Consider the following 20041-nt stretch of genomic DNA (forward strand, 5'->3'; position numbering starts at 1 on the left):
ACCTGCTCTATTAATCATTTAAGGCTATCAAGAACCTTTTTAATTGCTTCCTCACGAGCACTATTTCTTGTATCTAAATATTCAGCTTCAGGAACTGACATATTATCTAAGCTTGGAGCTACCACAATTTGGTTAACAAACCTTGGAGCCTCTGGAGGAGTTATGTTATCAACATATGATTGAACCTTATTATTGATGATAGAATCAATTTGACTTAATACCTTATTAACAGTATCAATAATCATCTTATCCTGGTTCTCTTTATAAATTTGATCAACAATTTCTCTAATAGCAACCTCATCAATAGGCTTTTCCTGCTGAGAGATTGTATTCATTACATCAGCTTTGAGCTCCTTAACTATTTCATCAACCTCATCAAGTGCAGCTGTAGTCTCTTCATAAGCAATATTAATTACTTCTTGCTTTAATGCCTCTCTATCAGAAGCAATACTATCTAAGACAAGCTGAGTAACTGTTTCAATATCAAAGCCTTCCTTAGCTACGAAATCCGCATATACAGCTTCAGTTACAGGAGTAATTAATCTATCAACTAAGCCCTGTATTTCAAGAGCACTCTCTAGCTTTGAATTAACATTCTTGTAAACCTCATCCTTATAGGAGCTAAGCATTTCTTCTATTTGTGGCTCATAAATAGAAACATAGTAATCAACTCTTTCATCAACACGAGAAGCAACAACACTATCAACCTGACTCTCAAGCTCCTGAGTAAATAAGCTATCAGCAAGAAGAGAAGCTTTAATACTTTGTGTTAATTTTTCTAGGAACTCTGGATCCTCAGCGAGGAGCATTCTTACCTTTTGTTCAAATTCCTCTTCTTGAGAGAGTGTTTTAATATCTGTCTCAAGGGGCTTTTCAACGCTAACTAATGGGGTATTTTGTCTTTCCCTAGCAGCTGTTAAAACATTGCTATTTCCAGATGGTTTAACTACCCACATTGCTACAAAAACGAAAATAGCCAATATTGCAGTGATCGTTAAAAATACTATGCGAGATGACCTACCCATTTATATAACCTCTAGTTTTAAGTCTATCACAATATAGTGATAGTTGTCGATAAAGATATTCTTTATCTTGGTCATTAATTATTGTGATAACTCTCTTTCCACTTTCAAGTAAGCTTAAACCAATATCCCTTTGATTACGATTTCTAGCTAAGAATTTTTCCTCTGTTATATCGTCTCTTTTTAAAGCTCTCATTAAGCGTTGCTCTAATGGAGCAAAAACATATAGTATTTCATCACAAAGTCTTACTAGCCCCATAGACTCTAAAAGTGCGGCATTAATAACACTATTAGGGTTAGCTTTAGTTAATCGCTCTGTTTCCTCACACATCCAAGGATGTGTAATAGAATTAAGTGTCTTTAGCTTCTCAGGATCAGAAAAAACTATAGGACCTAGGATTTTTCTATCAACACTATTATTTGTTAAAATAACATCTCCAAAGGCCTCTACTAACCTTTCTTTATTCTTCACTAGAGCCTCATGGCCGAGCTTATCTACATTAATTTCAAAAAAGCCTGCATTAACAAGAAACTTTACAGCTTCATCCTTTCCACTACAGCTTTTACCAACAACGCCTATAACCATTAGTGCATATCTCCCCAACGCTTACCAACCTCTATACCTGCCTTTAAAGGTACATTAAGCTTAGCAGCGCCTTCCATTCTACTACGAACTATCTTTTCAACCTCCTCAAGCTCATCCTCATAAACCTCAAGGATTATTTCATCATGAACTTGAAGTAGAATTTTTGATCGAATACCCTTGTTTTTAATATCAGAGTAGATATCGATCATAGCCTTTTTCATTAGCTCCGCAGCACTACCCTGTATAACTGTATTTACAGCTACACGCTCTGCAGCACTCTTTTCATTTTTATTTCTACTATTAATTTGAGGAACAGCTCTTATATGGCCACCCATTGTTTTTACATAGCCATCACGTTCACAATCCTTAATTGTTTTATCAACAAAGGCTTTAATTCCACTATAGCGCTCAAAATAACGTTCGATAAAGGACTTTGCATCGGCTCTTGAGATACCAAGCTCATTTGAAAGCCTAAATGGAGACATTCCATACATTATTCCAAAGTTAATAGTTTTAGCTATTCTTCTCTCACTAGATGATATCTCATCAACACTCTTTGAGAAAATTAATGAAGCTGTAAACCTATGAACATCAATTCCCTCATTAAATGCTCTTGATAGCTCCACATCACCACTGATGTGAGCAAGCATTACAAGCTCAATCTGAGAATAGTCAGCAGATAAGAACCTAGTACCCTCTTTAGCAACAAAAGCACTTCGAATTAATCTTCCATCATCTGTTCTAATAGGGATATTTTGTAGGTTAGGATTTCTACTTGAAAGTCTTCCTGTTGCAGTTCCTGTTTGTAAGTAGGATGTATGAATTCTTCCATTCTCATCACAAAGTAAAGGAAGTGCATCAACATAGGTAGATAGAAGCTTTGCGACACCTCTATACTCAAGTAATGAGTCTATAATAGGGTCCTTTCCCTTTAAAGCCTCTAGAGTTGCTGTATCTGTAGAAAAGCCTCTTTGAGTCTTCTTTACAGCCTCTAAGGCCTTCTCCTCAAAGAGTACCTTTGAAAGCTGGATAGAAGAATTAATATTAAACTCATGACCTGCAAATCCATAAATTGTATTCTTTAACTCCTCTAGACGCTTACTTAGCTTTTCATCAAGCTCTGCCATAAAGCTTCTGTCAAGTGCAACACCCTCTCTTTCCATACTAATTAATACTTCAATCAAAGGAAGCTCATATTGCTCAAAGACTTTCTTTAATCCCTTTTCTTCTAATAGACCATCAAAAAATTTATATAAGCGGAATGTTAAATCAGAGTCTTCCCCTGAGTATGAAAGAGCATCTTCAACAGAAACAGAGGAAAAATCCTCACCCTTCTTTACAACATCATCAAAGTGAATAGTGTCATATGCTAAATACCTAGATGCTAATTCATCTAAGGAATATTGCCCTGAATTTGAATCTATAAGCCATGATGCAATCATAGTGTCAAATAGGATATTACTTACACTAACCTTATATTTATTTAATAGCTCAATATCATATTTGATATTCTGGCCAATAAGCTTTAAATATCCAGTTGAAAAATAGTCTCTAAATAGAGCTAATACATCATCAAGCTTTAAATACTCTTTCCCTTGGCTAATGAGAGGACAGTAGAATGCTTTCTTCAGCTCATATGAAAAGCTAAAGCCAACAAGAGTTGCATCCTTTATCTCTGTACTAGTTGTCTCTGTATCAAATGCAAGAATACCACCACTTCTCTTTGCGCTTTCAAAGTAAGCTCTAACGACCTTGATATCTGTTAATAGTGTATATGACCCTACTCCTAAATATTCTTGAGGTGCTGTTACACTTGCTTTTTCCTCACTTTTCTTAGCAGCCTCTTCTAAAATATTTTTACCACCACCAGATAAAGAGAGTGCAGTTCTTGCAAGAGAGTTACAGTTTCTTGCATAAAAGTCCTCAATACCAGCATTGAAGTCGATTGTTGAGGTCATAAACTCTGGACTGTCAAATGTATCTAAAGTAAAGACATCACTTTTAAGCTCAACAAGTGTCTTAGAAAGCTTAACAGAATCAACACCCTCTTCAAGCTTAGCTCTTAACCCCTTAGAAAGAGAATCTAAGTGTCTATATATACCATCTACAGAATTATACTCCTCTAATAGCTTAGTTGCTGTCTTTTCACCAATTCCCTTAACGCCAGGTACATTATCAGCACTATCACCTAGTAAAGCGAGGTAATCAATAATCTGGGATGGCTTAACAGCATATGCCTCCTTTACCTCCTCTTCTCCAAAGAGCTCATACTTTGGCTGGTTCTTTTTAGGAGGACGAAGTGCTTTAACATGGTTATTTACTAATTGAAGAAGATCCTTATCAGCTGTAACCATTACAGTATCAACACCAAGCCTTGTAGCATTTACAGCAAGAGTTGCAATTAGATCATCTGCTTCAAAGCCAACCTTACTGATAGTTGGTATATTCATCTTTCTCAGAGTTTCCATAATTATTGGAATTTGAGAGTGTAAATCATCTGGTGTTTTATCACGGTTAGCTTTGTATTCTGGGTACATCTCATGACGGAAGGTTGGACCATTTGCATCAAATGCGATAACAAAGTAATCAAATTTATATTCCTTCAAAAGCATGAAGATAGTATTGAAAAACCCAAAGAATGAGGAAACGTTATTTCCATTCTTATCGGTAAGTGGCTTAGTAATAAAAGCAAAGTATGAGCGGTAAATTAGTGAATAACCATCGACGATAAAGAGCTTCTTATCAAATACTCTATCATCTTCCTTCTTTACCTCTTGCTTCTTTACAGCTTCTCTCTTTTTCGCATTTAACTTTAGTAGCTCCTGATCTAGCTCTACCTGAGAAAATAAAGAATCCATCACTCCTCCTTATATTTCAAGCACAAGTGTATCATATGCACTTTTAGCATCACTATATAAGGAATTAATCTCCTTATATGATGTCTCATGATTAATATGAGTAAAATATATATCCCTTGCCCCAAGCTCCTTTGCAACACTATATGCTTCGCTAAAGCTATAGTGTGCCCCATGAGGCTTCTTTCTTAAAGCTCCAATTACTAGTGTTTCAACACCTTTTAAGCTCTCAATAGTTTTATCAGGCATATATGATACATCTGTAACATATGCAAATTTATCATCAATTCTATATCCTAATATCTCATTTTTCATCATTCTTCCATGAAGAATTGTGACTGGAAGAATTTCAAAACCACTAATATTTACTTTTTCATATGGAGCTAAAACATTTGCTTCAAAATGGGGAACTCCAGGGAAAATACTATTATAAAAGGCATAAGAATAGTGTTCTTTAATAAAGTCTATTGTTTTTTCATTTCCATATATTGGAAGGTTTTTGTGCTGTGTAAATACTCTTAAATCATCTATTCCTGATAGATGGTCAGCATGAGAGTGTGTATATAATACTCCATCAATGCTATCGACTCTTGCTCTTAGCATTTGAAGTCTAAACTCATATCCGGTATCAATTACTAAGCGCTTATTATCCTTTTCAAGCATTATAGATGAGCGATATCTTTTATCTCTCTCATCGCTACTTTCACAAACAGGGCAATGGCAGCCAATAACAGGAACTCCATGGCTTGTGCCACTGCCTAAGAAGGTTATCTTCATAAGCTATCCTTAACTGTATTTACAAACTCTTTAGCACCCTCACTTGTTATAGTTCCAATCTTTACTAAGGTGTTTTTTGCCTTACCACTCTTAAGATACTCCTCCAGCTTTTCTAGCTGCTCTTGAGTATATTCTCCAGAGGAAGCGGCAATATCCATTATCACATTACTACTCTCAGAGACCTTTGAATCTCTAATACTTGTTCCAAAAAATTGTTGAGCTGCTTCTGGTGCAAATAAATATAGTAAAAAGAATACTACTATAGAAAGCAATATTACAGAAATAATAGAACCAAATAGACCACGCTTAGCCATAAAACCTCCAAAAAAAAGAGAGCCCAAAGACTCTCTTATTTTACATTAAACTTTATTCTTAGAAAAGATTGAACATAACAGCCAATGAAAACTGGCCCTTTGAAAGGTCAACCTTGATATCACCAATATTTGTTAATACCTTATTTGCTGCTAAGCCTGTTGGAATGTAATAGGATAGTCCTAATCCAACAAAAGAGAAATTAAGGTTAATACCTGCCTTAAAAAATAGTGGTGACTCAAAGAACTTAGATGTGTTAAATGAATTATCATTAGTATATAATACATAAGGAATTGCTGCACCTACAGAGATGTTAGCAGCATTTGGACCTGCAACTAGATTTGCAGATAACATTGTATTAATTGCCCAAGATCCTGAATTATTAGGAAGAGAGAAAGAGCCATTAGCACCAAGCTGTAGGAAAAGCAGGTTTACTCTTGCTTCAGCACCAAACTGGTATCTATTGAAATCCTTTAAGCTATCAATATCTGAGCTAGAAGCATCGAAATTAATAGTAGCGGCAGGACCAATTTGTAAAATAGATGCAAAAGCGCTAGTTGCTATGATTAAACTTAAAGCTAAAACTGCAATAATTTTTTTCATATTTAACTCCTCAAAATATTACTCCAAATAGCAGATACAGCATCCGAAGGCATTCTCCAATCGGAACGTGGTGAAAGTGTTATTGTACCAACCTTTGGTCCATCTGGAAGGCATGAACGCTTGAACTGCTGGTTGAAGAAACGACGAACAAAGGTAGCAAGCCATTTATCTATCGTTTTATCATCATAAACACCATTAAAAGCAATAAGTGACAATCTTTTTATTTTTTTGGGGGAGAATGAGTGTCTTACAAAGTAATATAGGAAGAAATCATGTAGCTCATATGGACCTACTAAATCCTCAGTTACTTGGCTAATAGTACCATCCTCATTTGAAGGCAGAAGCTCTGGAGAAACAGGTGTTGCTAAAATATCATATAGAACAGAGGAAACACTTGGATCCTTATCAGCAAAGTACTTTACAAGATATCTAACTAAAGTCTTAGGTACAGATGCATTGACTGCATACATACTCATATGGTCTCCATTATAAGTTGCCCATCCTAAAGCTAATTCAGATAAATCTCCAGTTCCAATAACAAGTCCACCTGTCTTATTTGCAACATCCATTAAAACCTGAGTTCTTTCTCTAGCTTGACCATTTTCATATGTAACATCAAACTCCTCTAGGCTTTGTCCAATATCATTAAAGTGTGACTCAACACTCTTTGTAATATTTATATCTCTAAAAGAAACACCTAGTGCAGTAGCTAATAGCTCAGCATTAGATTTTGTTCTCTTAGTAGTTCCAAAGCAAGGCATAGTAATTGCTATAATATCCTTTCTATCACGAGCTAATAAATCCATTGCCTTTACGGTTACTAAGAGTGCAAGAGTTGAGTCTAAGCCACCAGAAAGACCTATTACAGCACTTTTAGCATTTGTATGCTCTAACCTCTTTTTAAGGCCATATGCTTGAAGCTCAATAATCTTTTCAGCTCTCTTATTTAGCTCTCCATCACTTGAAGGCACAAATGGATGGCTAGCAAAGTATCTAGTTAGCTTTGTCTCTACTTCATCAAATGTAATATCAATGTAGGTATATGAATCATTAAAGGAAGAGAAGGTATTCTTCTTACTTCTCTCAGTAGAGAGCTTATTAACATCAAGCTCAGTAATTAATAGCTCATCCTCCTTCTTAATTGATTCAGCTAAAATAGAACCATCCTCACAAATAATATTATGAGCTGTAAATACCATATCTGTTGAGCTCTCTCCAGAGGAGGTATCACAATAGATATATCCAGCGGTAAGCTTTCCACTGTGGATTCTTACTAAATCTCTTCTATATTCCTCTTTTCCTATTAGCTCATCACTTGCAGATAGATTTGCTATTACAGTTGCGCCATTTAAAGCATGCTCAGTAGATGGTGAATTTGGAGCCCATAGATCCTCACAAATTTCACATGATAATCTGAAGTCAGGAATATTTTTGCATTCTATTACTACCTTCTTACCAAAAACTACCCTCTCTCCGCAAAAATCAATCACCATATTATTTTCTTTTGCAGGAGTAAACCATCTAGTTTCATAGAATTCAGAATATGATGGTAAATGTGTCTTTGGAACAAGTGCAAGGACTCTTCCCCTTTGAATAATAGCTGCAACGTTATATAGCTTATCTAAAACCTTTAAAGGCAATCCAACTACAACTATTAAATCACTTGACTTACTTACTTCCTTTATATCCTCAATAGCAGATAAGCAGCTTTGCAAAAATAAAGGATGAAAGAAAAGGTCAGCACTTGTATAACAGGTTAAAGTAAGCTCAGGTAATACAAGTAGCTTTACTTGTTCGTCTATAGCCCTTTTAATTAGGGAAATTGTTTTTTCCTTGTTAAATGAAACATCAGCAACCTTAAGCTTTGGGGTAGCTGCAGCAACTTTAATAAATCCATCTCTCATAGTCGATAATATATCATGAGAATAATAAATGTTCCATAAAAGCTTAAGCTCTACCCTTATTCGCAATTAATTAGCTTTATATTAGAAATATCTATGGTATAATTTCAAAACATAGGAGATAAAATGCAAACACAGCTTTTAGACGGTACTTGGTCACTTTCCTCTGTTGATCCAAGTGCTATTGTCAACAATTGTTCTTATTTTAGCAATATTAACCGTATAGATATAGATATTCCAGGTGATGTCCACTCCACATTACTTGATAGAGGCTTTATCAAGGACCCATATTATGCTTCTGATGAGCTATCAACTCTTTGGGTTGGACAGAACGATTGGAAAATTGAGAGAGATTTTACATATAAAAAATCAGAGAAAAAAGTAATACTTTCTCTTACACGAGTTGATACCTTTGCTTGTATTATTCTTAATGAAAAGGAAATAGCAAATACAGATAACTTTTTTGCTCGCTGGAATATCGATGTAACAGATGTAATAAATGATGGAGAAAACCACATTGAATTCATCTTTACTTCAGCAGAAAAGGTAGCTATAAGCAGAAATGCAGAGCTAAAATATCCAATTCCATGCTCTCTATATCCTAATGGCTCTCCAAATAGAAATTTAGTCAGAAAGCCTCAATGCAATGCAGGCTGGGACTGGGGTCCATGCGTAATGTCTATGGGTATCTATGATCCTGTAAGGCTTATTGGAGTTAATGAAGTATTTGTTAAGTCTTGGAACTGTATTCCTAAGCTTATTGACCACAATTGGATTTGTAAAGCAGAAATTACTGCAAATGTTTTTGAAGAGAGTGATGTAGATTTCAATATTCACTTAGCAGGACGAGATGAGCATACCATCGTTCACGTAAAGCCTGGCAAGGAGTATTACTCATTTACATTCTGTATCCCTGAGGAGGATGTTGAGCTTTGGTATCCAGCTGGACAGGGTGGACAGCATCTATATCCAATGTATATCTCCTTTGCAGACTTCTCTGATAAGAGAATGGTTGCATTTAGAACCTTAGAAATAAAAAATAATATTACTATGGGTGGTAAGGAGCTTACTGTTTGTGTAAATGGTAAGGATATCTTTATGAAGGGTGTTAACTGGATTCCAATGGATGCCCTCTACTCAAGAATAACAACCTCTAGATACATTAAGTTACTACAATCTGTAACAGATGCTAACATGAACATGGTTAGAATTTGGGGTGGTGGCTTCTATGAAAATGAAGCCTTCTATGATACCTGTGATAGACTTGGTATCTTAATTTGGCACGATTTAATGTTCGCATGCTCAACCTATCCATCAGAGGAATGGTTCCTAAAGAGCGTTGAAAAGGAATTAAAATATCAAATTCTAAGATTAAAGAGTCACCCTAGTATCGCACTTTGGTGTGGAAATAATGAGGACCTTGGAGCTCTAACCTGGTATGAGGAATCTATTAAGAATCGTGACAGATATGTTATGGATTACGATAGATTAAATGAGGGTGTTTGTGGTCGTCTAGTTAGAGAGCTTGATCCATCAAGAGTATTCTGGCCATCAAGTCCATGTGCAGGTCCGGGAGATTTCTCTGATAACTGGCATAATGATGGCTCTGGTGATATGCACTTTTGGACAGTATGGCATGAAGGAGCATCCTTTGATAAATATAGAAGCGTTAAGCCTCGCTTCTGTTCAGAGTTTGGATATCAAAGCTTCCCTTCACTATCAACAGTAAAAAGCTATTGTCCAGAGGAACAATTAAATCTTACATCCCCAATAATGGAGCACCACCAGAAGAATCCAAGAGGAAATTCAATTATTCTTGAAAACTTCTCAAGGTACTTTAGGTTCCCTAATTCACTTGAAAAGATGCTTTATCTTTCACAGGCACAGCAGGCTTGGGCTATGCAGATAGCTTGTGAATATTGGAGGACGCTCCGCCCATATTGTATGGGAACATTAATTTGGCAGCTGAATGATAACTGGCCAGTAGCCTCTTGGTCTGCTATTGAGTATAGCGGAAAGTGGAAGCTGTTGATGTACCATGCAAAGAATTTCTTTGCACCTATTACACCTATTGGCTATATAGAGGATGGAAAGCTTAAGGTATTTATTACTAACGACACAGATAAAGCTGAGGATGTTAAGGTAAGTGTAAAGTTCTCAACATATCGTGGAGAAAAGGTAAGACAGCATGTATTTAGAGTTACAGTAGAGCCTCAAAGTGTATTAGAGGTAACTAGTAGCGAGCTTGATGATATCGATGTAACTAATACATTTGCATATCTAAAGGCATCAACTCAGAATATTTATAGAGAGTCTGTAATATTCTTAACTGAGCCAAAAAAATGTGCTTTAGAGGATCCTCAATTGAAAACTCAAATTCGTAAAGTTGGAAAAGGCTTCCAAATTGAAGTTAGCTGCTCTCGACCAGCATTCTGGGTTAGCTTAGATGCTAATAGCATCAAGGGTCAATTCTCAGATAATATGTTCTCAATTAGGCCAACAGCACAAAAGGTAGTGACCTTTACTCCTGAAAGCGATGATATAACGCTAGAGGAATTTGAGAAAAACCTTTCAATATACGACCTATATTGGGCTGGTTATTGATTACATGCGCTCCTTCTAAGGGGCGCAATAATTTTGTTCTAATAATCTTAATTTTTTACAACATTACTATAAAAAAACCACCTCTATAATCATTATGTGGGGAGGATATTACCGTGTTATCTATTGCTGATAGTCTATTTCATCTATCAGATATAAGAGCTGATAGTTCACTGTTTTCTAGTGAGACTATAGATAGATTGACAAATGCTGAGGCCTTATATTTTTATAAGGATTTAGGAGTAAATACGGTCATACTTGCCCGAGATGCTCGATTAAGTGGAAGTGATATCTTAGACACTAAATGTAATATACTTCTATCATTAGGCTTTGATGTAATATTATATCAAAACCCTATCTCTACACCATTTTTCTATTTCGCCTGTCTAAATTATATAGATGCAGCAGGAATTATGATTTCAGCCTCTCACAACCCCAAAAACTATAATGGCGAAAAGCTAATAGGACCAAATTTAATTCCAATATCATCAAATTATGAGAAAACAGGTTCATTAGATAAAATAAGAAACTACTTTGAATCAGGTTGTAAAATTGAAAACCCAGCAAGAAAAGGAAAGGTAATCATAAAAGATTTAAAGGATAGCTACATAGAGTTTGCTAAAAACTATATAGATAATGAAGGCTCATATTTTAAGGGCTCTATACTATTTGATTTCCTTTCAGGCTCTGCCTCTGTAGAGCTACTCCCATATCTTACAACCTTTTCTTCATTTTCTTTTAAGAACTTTGTTCCTAATGGAAGCTTTCCTCAAGGAGATCCTAATCCAATAAAGAGAAAGATAACTTCCTTTGATGAGGATTATTTAATAATGTTTGATGGAGATGGCGATAGAATGGATGTTATTTCTAAGGATTTAAAGCAAATACCTCCTTCTGCTATCTTTACTTTAATTCTACCTTATATCTCAAAGAAAAAGGGTACAGTTTGCTTAGACCCAAAGGCCTCTCCTCTAATTATTAAATATTTAAACTCTAATGGTTATAAGACTTTAACTGTCCCTAATGGACACTCTCAAATTAAGAGAATAATGAATGATGATAAGAGTATCATTGCTGCAGTTGAGGAATCTGGGCACTACTACATTAACATTAAGTATAACGACAATATTTATGCGACAGAGAATATAGCAATAGTTCTCTTAGCTCTACTTAAGGCTCTTGAAAATGATAGTGAAAAGCTAAGCTTTTTAATTTCATTAACAAATTCCTACTTTAGAGAAAGAGAATGGACATATAGCTTTGAAGATAATGAAGTAAGAAAAGCAAAACTAAGAGAGATAACTGAGATATTCCTTTCTCTTGGATATAGCAAGAAGGATACTCTCTATGATGGAACTCCTCTTGGTTCTGTAATTCTAACAAAGGACACAGACAATTGGGTTCAAGTAACCTTAAGAGCAAGTGAAACTGAGCTTTTTATTGCTCGCTTTGAGGTTTTAGCAAAAGCCCAAGAGGAAGGTAAAAAGGTTAAGGCTTTAATTATGGATGTTTTATCAAAATAAAATATCTAGAAAAATAAACGAAAGGAGTAAAAAAAATGAAAAAATTTTTCATGCTGGCATTAATTGCCCTCATGGTATTCGCACCAATCTTTGCTTCTGGCGCAAAGGAAGAAGCAGCTACTACAGCTCCAGCTCAAGTAGAAGAGAAAGAAATGACTCATGATGAGCTTGTTGCCGCAGCAAAAGCAGAAGGTAAAGTAGTAGTTTATGCTACCTCATCAAGAATAGCAAAAGCCGCAGCTGCTTTTACTGAAAAATATGGTATTGAATGTGAAACCTCTAACCTTAAGGACTACGAATTAATAGAAAAGGTTGCTAAGGAAGGTGAAGCAGGTATCACAGGTGCAGACTTTGTTCTTGCTCAGGATGCTGGTCGTCTTTTTGGTGAATTAATGGAACCAGGATATCTCTATAACTATGTTCCACCTACACTAAAGGATGTTATCCCTGAGAGTATGCAGAATCCTCTCCAGGCTTTCCAGATTAACAAGGTATTTATCTATAACGATGAAAATACAACAGAAAGCCCATACTACAATATTTGGCAGTTTGCAGATCCAAAGTATAAGAGTACTCTTAACTTCAAGAACCCGTTCCAGGAGGGTGTTAACTCTAACTTCTTAACAATGGTTACAAGTCCTGAGGTTTCAGCTGAAATTGCAAAGGCTTACAAAGACTACTATGGTAAGGATATTGTACTCACAACTCCAAACGCAGGTTATGAATGGATTAAGGCTATCTATGAAAATGACTTAATCAGCGGCACAAGTGATACAACTATTGCAGAAAACGTAGGTATCAAGGGTCAAAACAAAGCTAATACACCTGTAGGTCTCTTTGTATTCTCAAAGGCAAGATATGCTACAACTAAGAACTTAGCATTAAAGCCAGCTATGAATATGGAGCCATTCTGTGGATTCTATTACAGCTTATACCCACTTATGTGTTCAAGTGCAGCTCATCCAAATGCAGCTAAGCTCTTTATTGAGTTCTTATTCTCAGAGGAAGGATTTGCTCCATGGGGTAAGGATTGTGGTACATATAGTGCTAACCCTAATATTGGTGTTCAGGAAGATATCGACTACCCATTCTCAACTTGGGAACCTCTTCTTGTTAAGGAAGATGCAGAATACTGCTTTGAAAACCGTGCTGATGTTGAGGAGTTCCTTAACCTCTACATTTATTAATTTAGATTATGGCTACAGGGGTAAGCTCTGTAGCCATACCATATAAAATCATGAAACAAAAATTTAACGCATTATTAAAATATCTGAGAAAGCCTCAGAACATAATATTATTGATATTACTAATTGTTCTTGGCTACCTCACTATTGTCCCTCTTATTACAATTATTGCTGATACATTCACAGTTCACTCTAGTGAAGTTAGAGCAATAAAGGGTTCAAAGGCTGGTGAATTCACACTATACCACTGGAAGAAGATGTTTGCTTCAGGTCAAACAAGTATGAAGGTCTTCTATGAACCTTTCTGGAACACACTAAAGATTGCATTTTTAAGCTGTATGGTTGCAATTATTTTAGGTGGTTCATTTGCTTGGATAATTACACGAACAAACATTAAGGCAAAGAGCTTCTTGTCTACTGTTTTTGTTTTTCCATATATCATGCCTGCGTGGACACTTGCTATGGCTTGGTTAAACTTCTTTAGAAACTCAAGAATTGGAGGAGCACCAGGACTATTTCAAGTATTAACAGGAATAGAGACTGCAGACTGGTTTGCATATGGATTATTCCCAATCGTAATAGTACAGGGACTACACTATGCACCATTTGCATACATTCTTATTGGTGGAATATTAAGAAACATGGATGCAAACCTGGAGGAAGCAGCATCTCTACTCCATGCTTCAAGATTCACAATTATGAGAAAGGTAACTATACCAATAGTTAGACCTGCCTTGTTATCAACATTCCTTCTTGTATTCTCTTCAACTATGTCTGCATTTGCTGTTCCGGCATTCCTAGGTACACCTGTAAGATATAATGTATTAACCACACAAATGTATAGAACACTTAATGGAATGAACCCTGGCTATGGCTACATTATGGCTTTAATCATGATTGTTATCGGTGTTGGTATTTTGATGGTAAACCAATGGATTACTGGACGTAGAAAGGCATATACAACAGTTACAGGTAAGAGCAGTAATATTGCTCTAGTAAATTTAAAGAAGGCAAGAACACCTCTCACAGTTCTTTTAATCTTTATTTTAATTGTTATAGCAATCGTTCCTCTAATTTCATTTGCTGTTGAGTCATTTATTATGGCACCAGGTGATTACTCATTTAGTAACTTCACAGCTGAGTTCTGGATTGGAGAAGGAAGAGCAGATATTGCAAATAGTGAGCCAGGTATTTTAAGAAATAAATCTATTTATACAGGCTTAATGAATTCTCTCAAGCTTTCTGTAGTAGTATCACTAGTAGCTGGTACAGTTGGTATTCTCGCAGGATATGCTATTGCAAAGAAGAGAGGCTCCCACCTTGCTACTATTGTAAATAACATTACATTCTTCCCTTACTTGATGCCTGCTATGGCCTTTGGTGCAATTTATCTATCGATGTTTGCAGTAAGAAGAGGCTTTATCCCAGCTCTTTATGGTTCATTTGCACTTCTAGCACTTTGTGGCTCTGTAAAGTACCTCCCATTTGCTTCAAGAAGTGGTATTAATGCGATGCTACAGCTCTCAGGCGAAATAGAAGAAGCTGCAGAAATTCAAGGTATTTCCTGGTTCAAGAGAATGACTAGAATTATTATTCCTATTCAGAAATCTAGCTTCCTATCAGGATATCTACTTCCATTTATTTCCTGTATGAGAGAGCTCTCTCTATTTATCCTTTTAGTTTCCCCATCTACAAGGATTCTTACTACACTTCTATTCCAGTACAACGAAAAGGGATGGAACCAATATGCTAACGCGATTAACTTAATTATTATCGTAATCGTTGTAAGCTTTAACTTAATCGTCAACAAGCTAACGGGGGCGTCTATCGATAAGGGTATCGGTGGCAATAGCTAATAGGAGAAAAGAAAATGCCTAAAATTGTTTTAAAGAATGTTACAAAAAGATTTGGTAAATTTGTTGCTGTAGATAATTTAAACCTTGTAATCGATGATAGATCATTTATCACACTACTCGGTCCATCAGGGTGTGGAAAGACTACAACACTCAGAATGATTGCTGGTCTAGAAACTCCTACAGAGGGTGAAATAACAATTAACGATAGAATTGTATTTTCCTCAGAGAAGGGGATCGATATCGCTGCTAGTAAGCGAGATGTAGGCTTTTTATTCCAAAACTATGCACTATGGCCTCATATGACTGTAACAAAAAATATTTCCTTTGGTCTTGAGAACCTTAAGTGGCCTAAGGATAAAATCCAAGCTAGAGTAGATGAGCTATTAAAGATGCTAAGAATTGAGGAATTTAAGGATCGCTACCCAGCAGAGCTTTCAGGAGGACAGCAGCAGAGAGTTGCTATTGCAAGAACTCTTGCTACAGGTCCTAAGGTTCTATTTATGGATGAGCCACTCTCTAACCTTGATGCTAAATTAAGAATGGAGATGAGAACTGAGCTAAAGCGCTTACACCATGACACAGACTCAACCTTTGTATATGTAACACATGACCAGCTTGAGGCTATGACACTATCAACAAAGATTTGTCTAATGAAGAATGGTGTTTTACAGCAATATGCAAATCCATTAGAGGTATATAGAAATCCTGCAAATACCTTCACTGCAGACTTTGTTGGCTCTCCTAACATAAATCTTTTAAACTTTACCTTAAAGGATATGACATTAAAAAATAGTGATGGCTTAACACTTAAGATTGCTATGTGTGACAATAGTAAGGTAAATGACCAAGATGTTATCCTAGGTCTTAGACCTGAATATGTACAAATCTCTAACGAAGGCTCTGTTAAGGGTGAAATATACTCATCTCTTCCATCAGGTATGGAGACTATCGTTAAGGTAAAAATTGGTTCAATTCAGCTTAACTCTGTTATCTTTGGTGATGGAGACTTTACCGTTGGAGATAACCACCCTATTGCATTCCCAGGAATTTATAATTTATTCGATAAGGATGGAAATAGAATAGGAAGATGTAAGATAATATCTGCAAGCTTATGAAAAAACGAATTATATTAGTCCGTCATGGAAGACAGAACAGTAATAAATGTAATGTAGATGTACCACTCGCGCCTGAAGGAGTACTTCAGGCAGAGCTATTAGCAAAAAGACTTAAGGGTGAGAGCTTTGATATTATGTACACAAGTACATTAATAAGAGCTATTCAAACTGGTGATATTATTAATCAAGAATTAGGCCTAGATGTTGTTAGAAGAGCTGGTATAAACGAAATCGATTGGGGTGATATCGTTGGTTTAGATCATAAAGAGAGATTTGAAAAATACTCTTTTTTTATGCATGAACGCTCTCTTCGCACAAGTGATCTTCCATTCCCTGGTGGAGAGAGTGGAGAAGAGTGCTTTAATAGAGCATACCCTGTAATAAAGGAGATAATCTCAAGCGAATATAATTCTATTTTAGTTGTTACACATGGAGGACTAATTAGAGCTCTTATTTGTGGTCTGTTGGGTATACCATTTAAACATAAGCTAGACTTTGGCTCATCCTTAGAGAATACTTCGTTAACAGAATTCTTATACGATAGTGAAACAGAGCTATTCTCTCTAGAAAGACTAAATGATTACAACCATCTTGAGGGACACATAGAGCTAATGCGTTCCTCATGGAAAGAGAAATAGAACTATTTCTATAGTAATCGTAAAATATTTTTATAAAACATCTTTTCAATTACTTCCTCTTTTAAGCCCGCTTTTCTTAAAGCAGCCTCTAGAAGAGGAAATTTATCTGGTCCATCGATTTCAAGCTTTCCACCTATTCCATCAAAGTCACTTCCCATAGCTAAGATATCCTCTCCACCCACATTTAAAAGATGCTTTGTATGTATGACCATATCACTTACTCTTGATTCATGGCTTTTATCATCTGTTAAAAATGGAGAGCAGAAATTTAACCCAACTACACCACCCTTATCTGCTAAGGCTCTTATCATATCATCTGTTAAATTTCTTCCAGTGTTAGTTACTGCTCTGCAATCAGAATGGGTTGCTAAGACCTTATTACCACTTTTTATTACATCCCAAAAGCCACCATCACTAAGATGAGAGACATCAATAATAATATCCTCTTGATTAAATCGCTCTAAGACCTCAAAGCCAAAGTCCTTTAATCCACTTTGCATAATAGCTTTATCTTCACTTTGTGGATATGCAAGCTCATTCTCCCAGTTCCAAGTAAAGCCTGCGATTTTAGGCTTCCATGAGATAAGAGTATCAAGGTTTTTACGTTTCCCCTCTAGTGCATCTAACCCCTCTATAGTAAGCATTACAGATATAGAGTCCTTATTGTTAAGAATATCGTTAGCTGAGTAAGCTCTTTTAAGCTTTCCAGAGCTCTCTTCTATCTCTTTAATAAATAAATCATGTAGCCTTGATAGCCTTTCAAAGGGAGTATAAGCATCATCTGCTAGCTCATGCATCTTTGTAAAGAGTGCAAAGCATTGGCAATATACATCGCCCTTAACAAGCTTTTCATAATTAATATGACCCTTAGCATTAAATAGATTTTCACTAGGGTTTTCACTTAATCTTAATATTGTGTCACAGTGTAAATCAATTGTTTTCATAGCTCATCTCCTCCTGCTCAGCTAATACAGCTGCATCTATTTTATATAATAAACCTGCAAGCTCAGAATTACTAACAATATTAGTAAATGAGAGCTTTCCAATTTGCTTTAATGCATGATTAATTAAAACTAAATCTGGGTCTGAAAAATATACACTACCCTCAGGTCTTACACATAAAATATTTTCATTATGCTTAAAAATGATAGCATTAGCTTCTACCTTCTCATTTTGCCACGATGGATTATAGCTCTTTGTTATATCACTCCTACTACCTAAAGTGACCTCTTTAGATAGCTGTCCACCATTACTTAATTTAAAGCAAACAAAATGTCTTTTTCTCTTAAATCCAAGACTCTCATATAGCTTTAGTGCTCTAGAATTTGTTGAAATACACTCAAGTATAAATTCATCAAATTTATCCATCTTAGCTATGATTTTTTCAAGCATTTCTCTTGCTATACCGTTTCTTCTATATTCCTTTATTACAGCAGTACCAGCATCATAAAGTCTATTGTCTCTATGACCTACAAATACAAAGCCAACCATTTTATCACTATCAAAGCAACCAATAGAGAGCTTTGGATCAAAGTCATTTGATTCAAGATGTGCTCTAATTTGCTTTTCATCAAGCTGCATAGGAATTGTGTAATCAGAAAAGGCTTCATTAAATATATTTTTAAGGTATGAAATAGACAGACCTGTTAGATTTGAATATGTAATCATAAAACCATCATAGCTATTTAACAAAGCTTTTTCTATAATAAAAGAAAGAGCCTATTACTTCTATTTTCTTTTCTTTACTGGTATCCAAATTTCTGAGTAATATTTTGGATCCTTTGTTCCTAAGCTATATTTTCTTGGATCATCATACCATTCAATACAATAGCCTGCTGCAAATTCATAATCCTTTTGATTACAAAGCCACTGAGTATATATCTTTTCATTTAGCTTTTGCATTGTTTCAGGAAGATATCCGATACACTTAAATATTGCCCAATCAAAAGCAGGTATAGTTTTTATAAATAAGTTCTCTGTAACTTCCTTATCTTGATTATAAAAGTCTGCAATTAGATACTCAAATTTAACATTAGACATAGATAAATCAATGTTGATACCAAGCTCACCACAAATATATTTTCCAAGCCCCTTTGAATAGTGCTCCTGCCAAAATTGTGGAATCGCTTCCTGACATCCCTCATAGACAAATTCTCTTAGATTTGCAATTACTTTAAACTCTTCCTTTCTTTCGATTCTGTAATCCATTAAGAATCCTCCTTGTAATGATATTGTTAATTGTAGAGGAGCATATCCTTTGATATGTTTCTTATCTCTTCTCACTTCTGAAGGATGTACATTATGAAAACGATAAAAGGCTTTGGAAAAGCTATCAGGAGACTCATATCTATACTTAAGTGCAATATCTAATACAGTTTCATCACTTATCATTAAATCGTGAGCAGCAAGTGTTAATCTTCTATTTCTTATATATTCTCCAATTGTAATTCCACAAATCATTTTGACGTACTCCCACGGGCAAGCCCATGGGAATCTGGCCATGGTAACGACGGTTGCGTCCCGAAGGATGTCTTACACCGTCTCTGGCCCGCGAGACCCGTCCGGCCTCGCCTTATAGTCTAGGCGTCCTTCGCCTGTTCCATTCGATTCATGATACGCTTTGCCTCAGCGAGTATGTGTCAGAGTCAGTTAAAAAGGTACAAAAAGAGTCAGCTTAAAAAGGACAAAAATAGTCAATTAAAAAGGGAAACACAATCCATACTAAAGTGCTTTTCTTAATTATTATTGATAAAGATTTATCCCAGTTACTTCAGGGACAGCACTGGTCGAGATTTTGTAAACAGTTTTTTGCTGCCCGCGGTAACTAGCTCCACGAATATCAATAGCGATACATCTATCCATAATTCTATCTAATGCACATTTAGCAATAGAATTGTTAAAGAATAAAGTTCGCCACTCTGAAGGTTTCATATTGCTAGTAAAAATTGTAGAACCTTTACGTTTATCATATCTTCTATCAAGAATTTGAAAGAAAAGATTAGATTCACTTTCAGGTAAAGGATCGCAATATCCAACTTCATCAATGATAAGGCATGTAATGTTAGATA

Annotated in this window: 17 protein-coding genes; 6 read left to right on the forward strand and 11 right to left on the reverse strand. The window is 35.7% G+C overall.

The window, feature by feature from the left end; translation table 11 throughout:
* Positions 1-14: 14 nt before the first annotated feature.
* Genes FYJ80_RS08775 through FYJ80_RS08805 form a run of 7 tightly spaced genes read right to left on the reverse strand, consistent with a single transcriptional unit; the run spans position 15 to position 8059 of the window.
* Positions 15-1025, reverse strand: coding sequence for a hypothetical protein (locus tag FYJ80_RS08775; protein ID WP_154426054.1), 1011 nt, complete (start codon positions 1023-1025; stop codon positions 15-17).
* The gene (gene coaE, locus FYJ80_RS08780) at positions 1018-1608 is read right to left on the reverse strand and encodes a dephospho-CoA kinase (protein ID WP_154426056.1); all 591 of its coding nucleotides are present in this window, start codon (positions 1606-1608) and stop codon (positions 1018-1020) included. Before coaE ends, FYJ80_RS08775 begins: the two co-directional genes overlap by 8 nt.
* Entirely contained in the window at positions 1608-4466 is a 2859-nt protein-coding gene (gene polA, locus FYJ80_RS08785) for a DNA polymerase I (protein WP_154426058.1), read from the reverse strand. Before polA ends, coaE begins: the two co-directional genes overlap by 1 nt.
* 9 nt (positions 4467-4475) lie before the next feature.
* Positions 4476-5240 (reverse strand): MBL fold metallo-hydrolase, encoded by a 765-nt coding sequence (locus FYJ80_RS08790; protein ID WP_154426060.1) that lies wholly within the window; start codon positions 5238-5240, stop codon positions 4476-4478.
* Complete coding sequence (locus FYJ80_RS08795) at positions 5237-5554, reverse strand: hypothetical protein (RefSeq protein ID WP_154426062.1); 318 nt, start codon at positions 5552-5554, stop codon at positions 5237-5239. The genes FYJ80_RS08790 and FYJ80_RS08795 overlap by 4 nt, the downstream gene beginning before the upstream one ends.
* Positions 5555-5612: 58 nt before the next feature.
* Positions 5613-6155, reverse strand: a complete 543-nt coding sequence (locus tag FYJ80_RS08800; protein ID WP_154426063.1) for a hypothetical protein — start codon at positions 6153-6155, stop codon at positions 5613-5615.
* A gap of 2 nt (positions 6156-6157) precedes the next feature.
* Entirely contained in the window at positions 6158-8059 is a 1902-nt protein-coding gene (locus FYJ80_RS08805) for an NAD(+) synthase (protein ID WP_154426065.1), read from the reverse strand.
* Positions 8060-8182: 123 nt separating this feature from the next.
* Between FYJ80_RS08805 and FYJ80_RS08810 the strand changes: the two genes are divergently transcribed.
* The 6 genes from FYJ80_RS08810 to FYJ80_RS08835 all read left to right on the forward strand — a co-directional run bounded on the left by FYJ80_RS08810 (position 8183) and on the right by FYJ80_RS08835 (position 16973).
* Complete coding sequence (locus FYJ80_RS08810; protein ID WP_154426067.1) at positions 8183-10660, forward strand: beta-mannosidase; 2478 nt, start codon at positions 8183-8185, stop codon at positions 10658-10660.
* 113 nt (positions 10661-10773) lie between these two features.
* Positions 10774-12180, forward strand: a complete 1407-nt coding sequence (locus tag FYJ80_RS12165; protein ID WP_154426069.1) for a hypothetical protein — start codon at positions 10774-10776, stop codon at positions 12178-12180.
* A 35-nt stretch (positions 12181-12215) separates the two neighbouring features.
* Positions 12216-13367, forward strand: coding sequence for an ABC transporter substrate-binding protein (locus tag FYJ80_RS08820; protein ID WP_154426071.1), 1152 nt, complete (start codon positions 12216-12218; stop codon positions 13365-13367).
* Positions 13368-13417: 50 nt separating this feature from the next.
* A complete protein-coding gene (locus FYJ80_RS08825; RefSeq protein WP_154426073.1) occupies positions 13418-15220 on the forward strand; it encodes an ABC transporter permease in 1803 nt (600 codons plus the stop codon).
* A 14-nt stretch (positions 15221-15234) separates the two neighbouring features.
* Positions 15235-16335 carry an ABC transporter ATP-binding protein gene (locus FYJ80_RS08830; RefSeq protein WP_154426075.1) on the forward strand — a complete coding sequence of 367 codons (1101 nt, stop codon included), beginning with the start codon at positions 15235-15237 and terminating at the stop codon, positions 16333-16335.
* Positions 16332-16973, forward strand: coding sequence for a histidine phosphatase family protein (locus FYJ80_RS08835; RefSeq protein WP_154426077.1), 642 nt, complete (start codon positions 16332-16334; stop codon positions 16971-16973). The genes FYJ80_RS08830 and FYJ80_RS08835 overlap by 4 nt, the downstream gene beginning before the upstream one ends.
* An 8-nt stretch (positions 16974-16981) precedes the next feature.
* Here the strand turns inward: FYJ80_RS08835 and FYJ80_RS08840 are convergent, their stop codons facing one another.
* The 4 genes from FYJ80_RS08840 to FYJ80_RS08855 all read right to left on the reverse strand — a co-directional run.
* Positions 16982-17917, reverse strand: coding sequence for a dipeptidase (locus FYJ80_RS08840; RefSeq protein ID WP_154426079.1), 936 nt, complete (start codon positions 17915-17917; stop codon positions 16982-16984).
* Positions 17904-18641 (reverse strand): GNAT family N-acetyltransferase, encoded by a 738-nt coding sequence (locus tag FYJ80_RS08845; protein WP_154426081.1) that lies wholly within the window; start codon positions 18639-18641, stop codon positions 17904-17906. The genes FYJ80_RS08840 and FYJ80_RS08845 overlap by 14 nt, the downstream gene beginning before the upstream one ends.
* Positions 18642-18701: 60 nt before the next feature.
* Positions 18702-19475, reverse strand: coding sequence for an AraC family transcriptional regulator (locus FYJ80_RS08850; RefSeq protein ID WP_154426083.1), 774 nt, complete (start codon positions 19473-19475; stop codon positions 18702-18704).
* Between the two features lie 240 nt (positions 19476-19715).
* Positions 19716-20041 (reverse strand): ATP-binding protein (locus tag FYJ80_RS08855; protein WP_206361049.1); only part of this gene is annotated, 326 nt, incomplete at its 5' end.

The sequence above is a fragment of the Bullifex porci genome, assembly GCF_009695635.1.
Classification (GTDB): domain Bacteria; phylum Spirochaetota; class Spirochaetia; order Sphaerochaetales; family Sphaerochaetaceae; genus Bullifex; species Bullifex porci.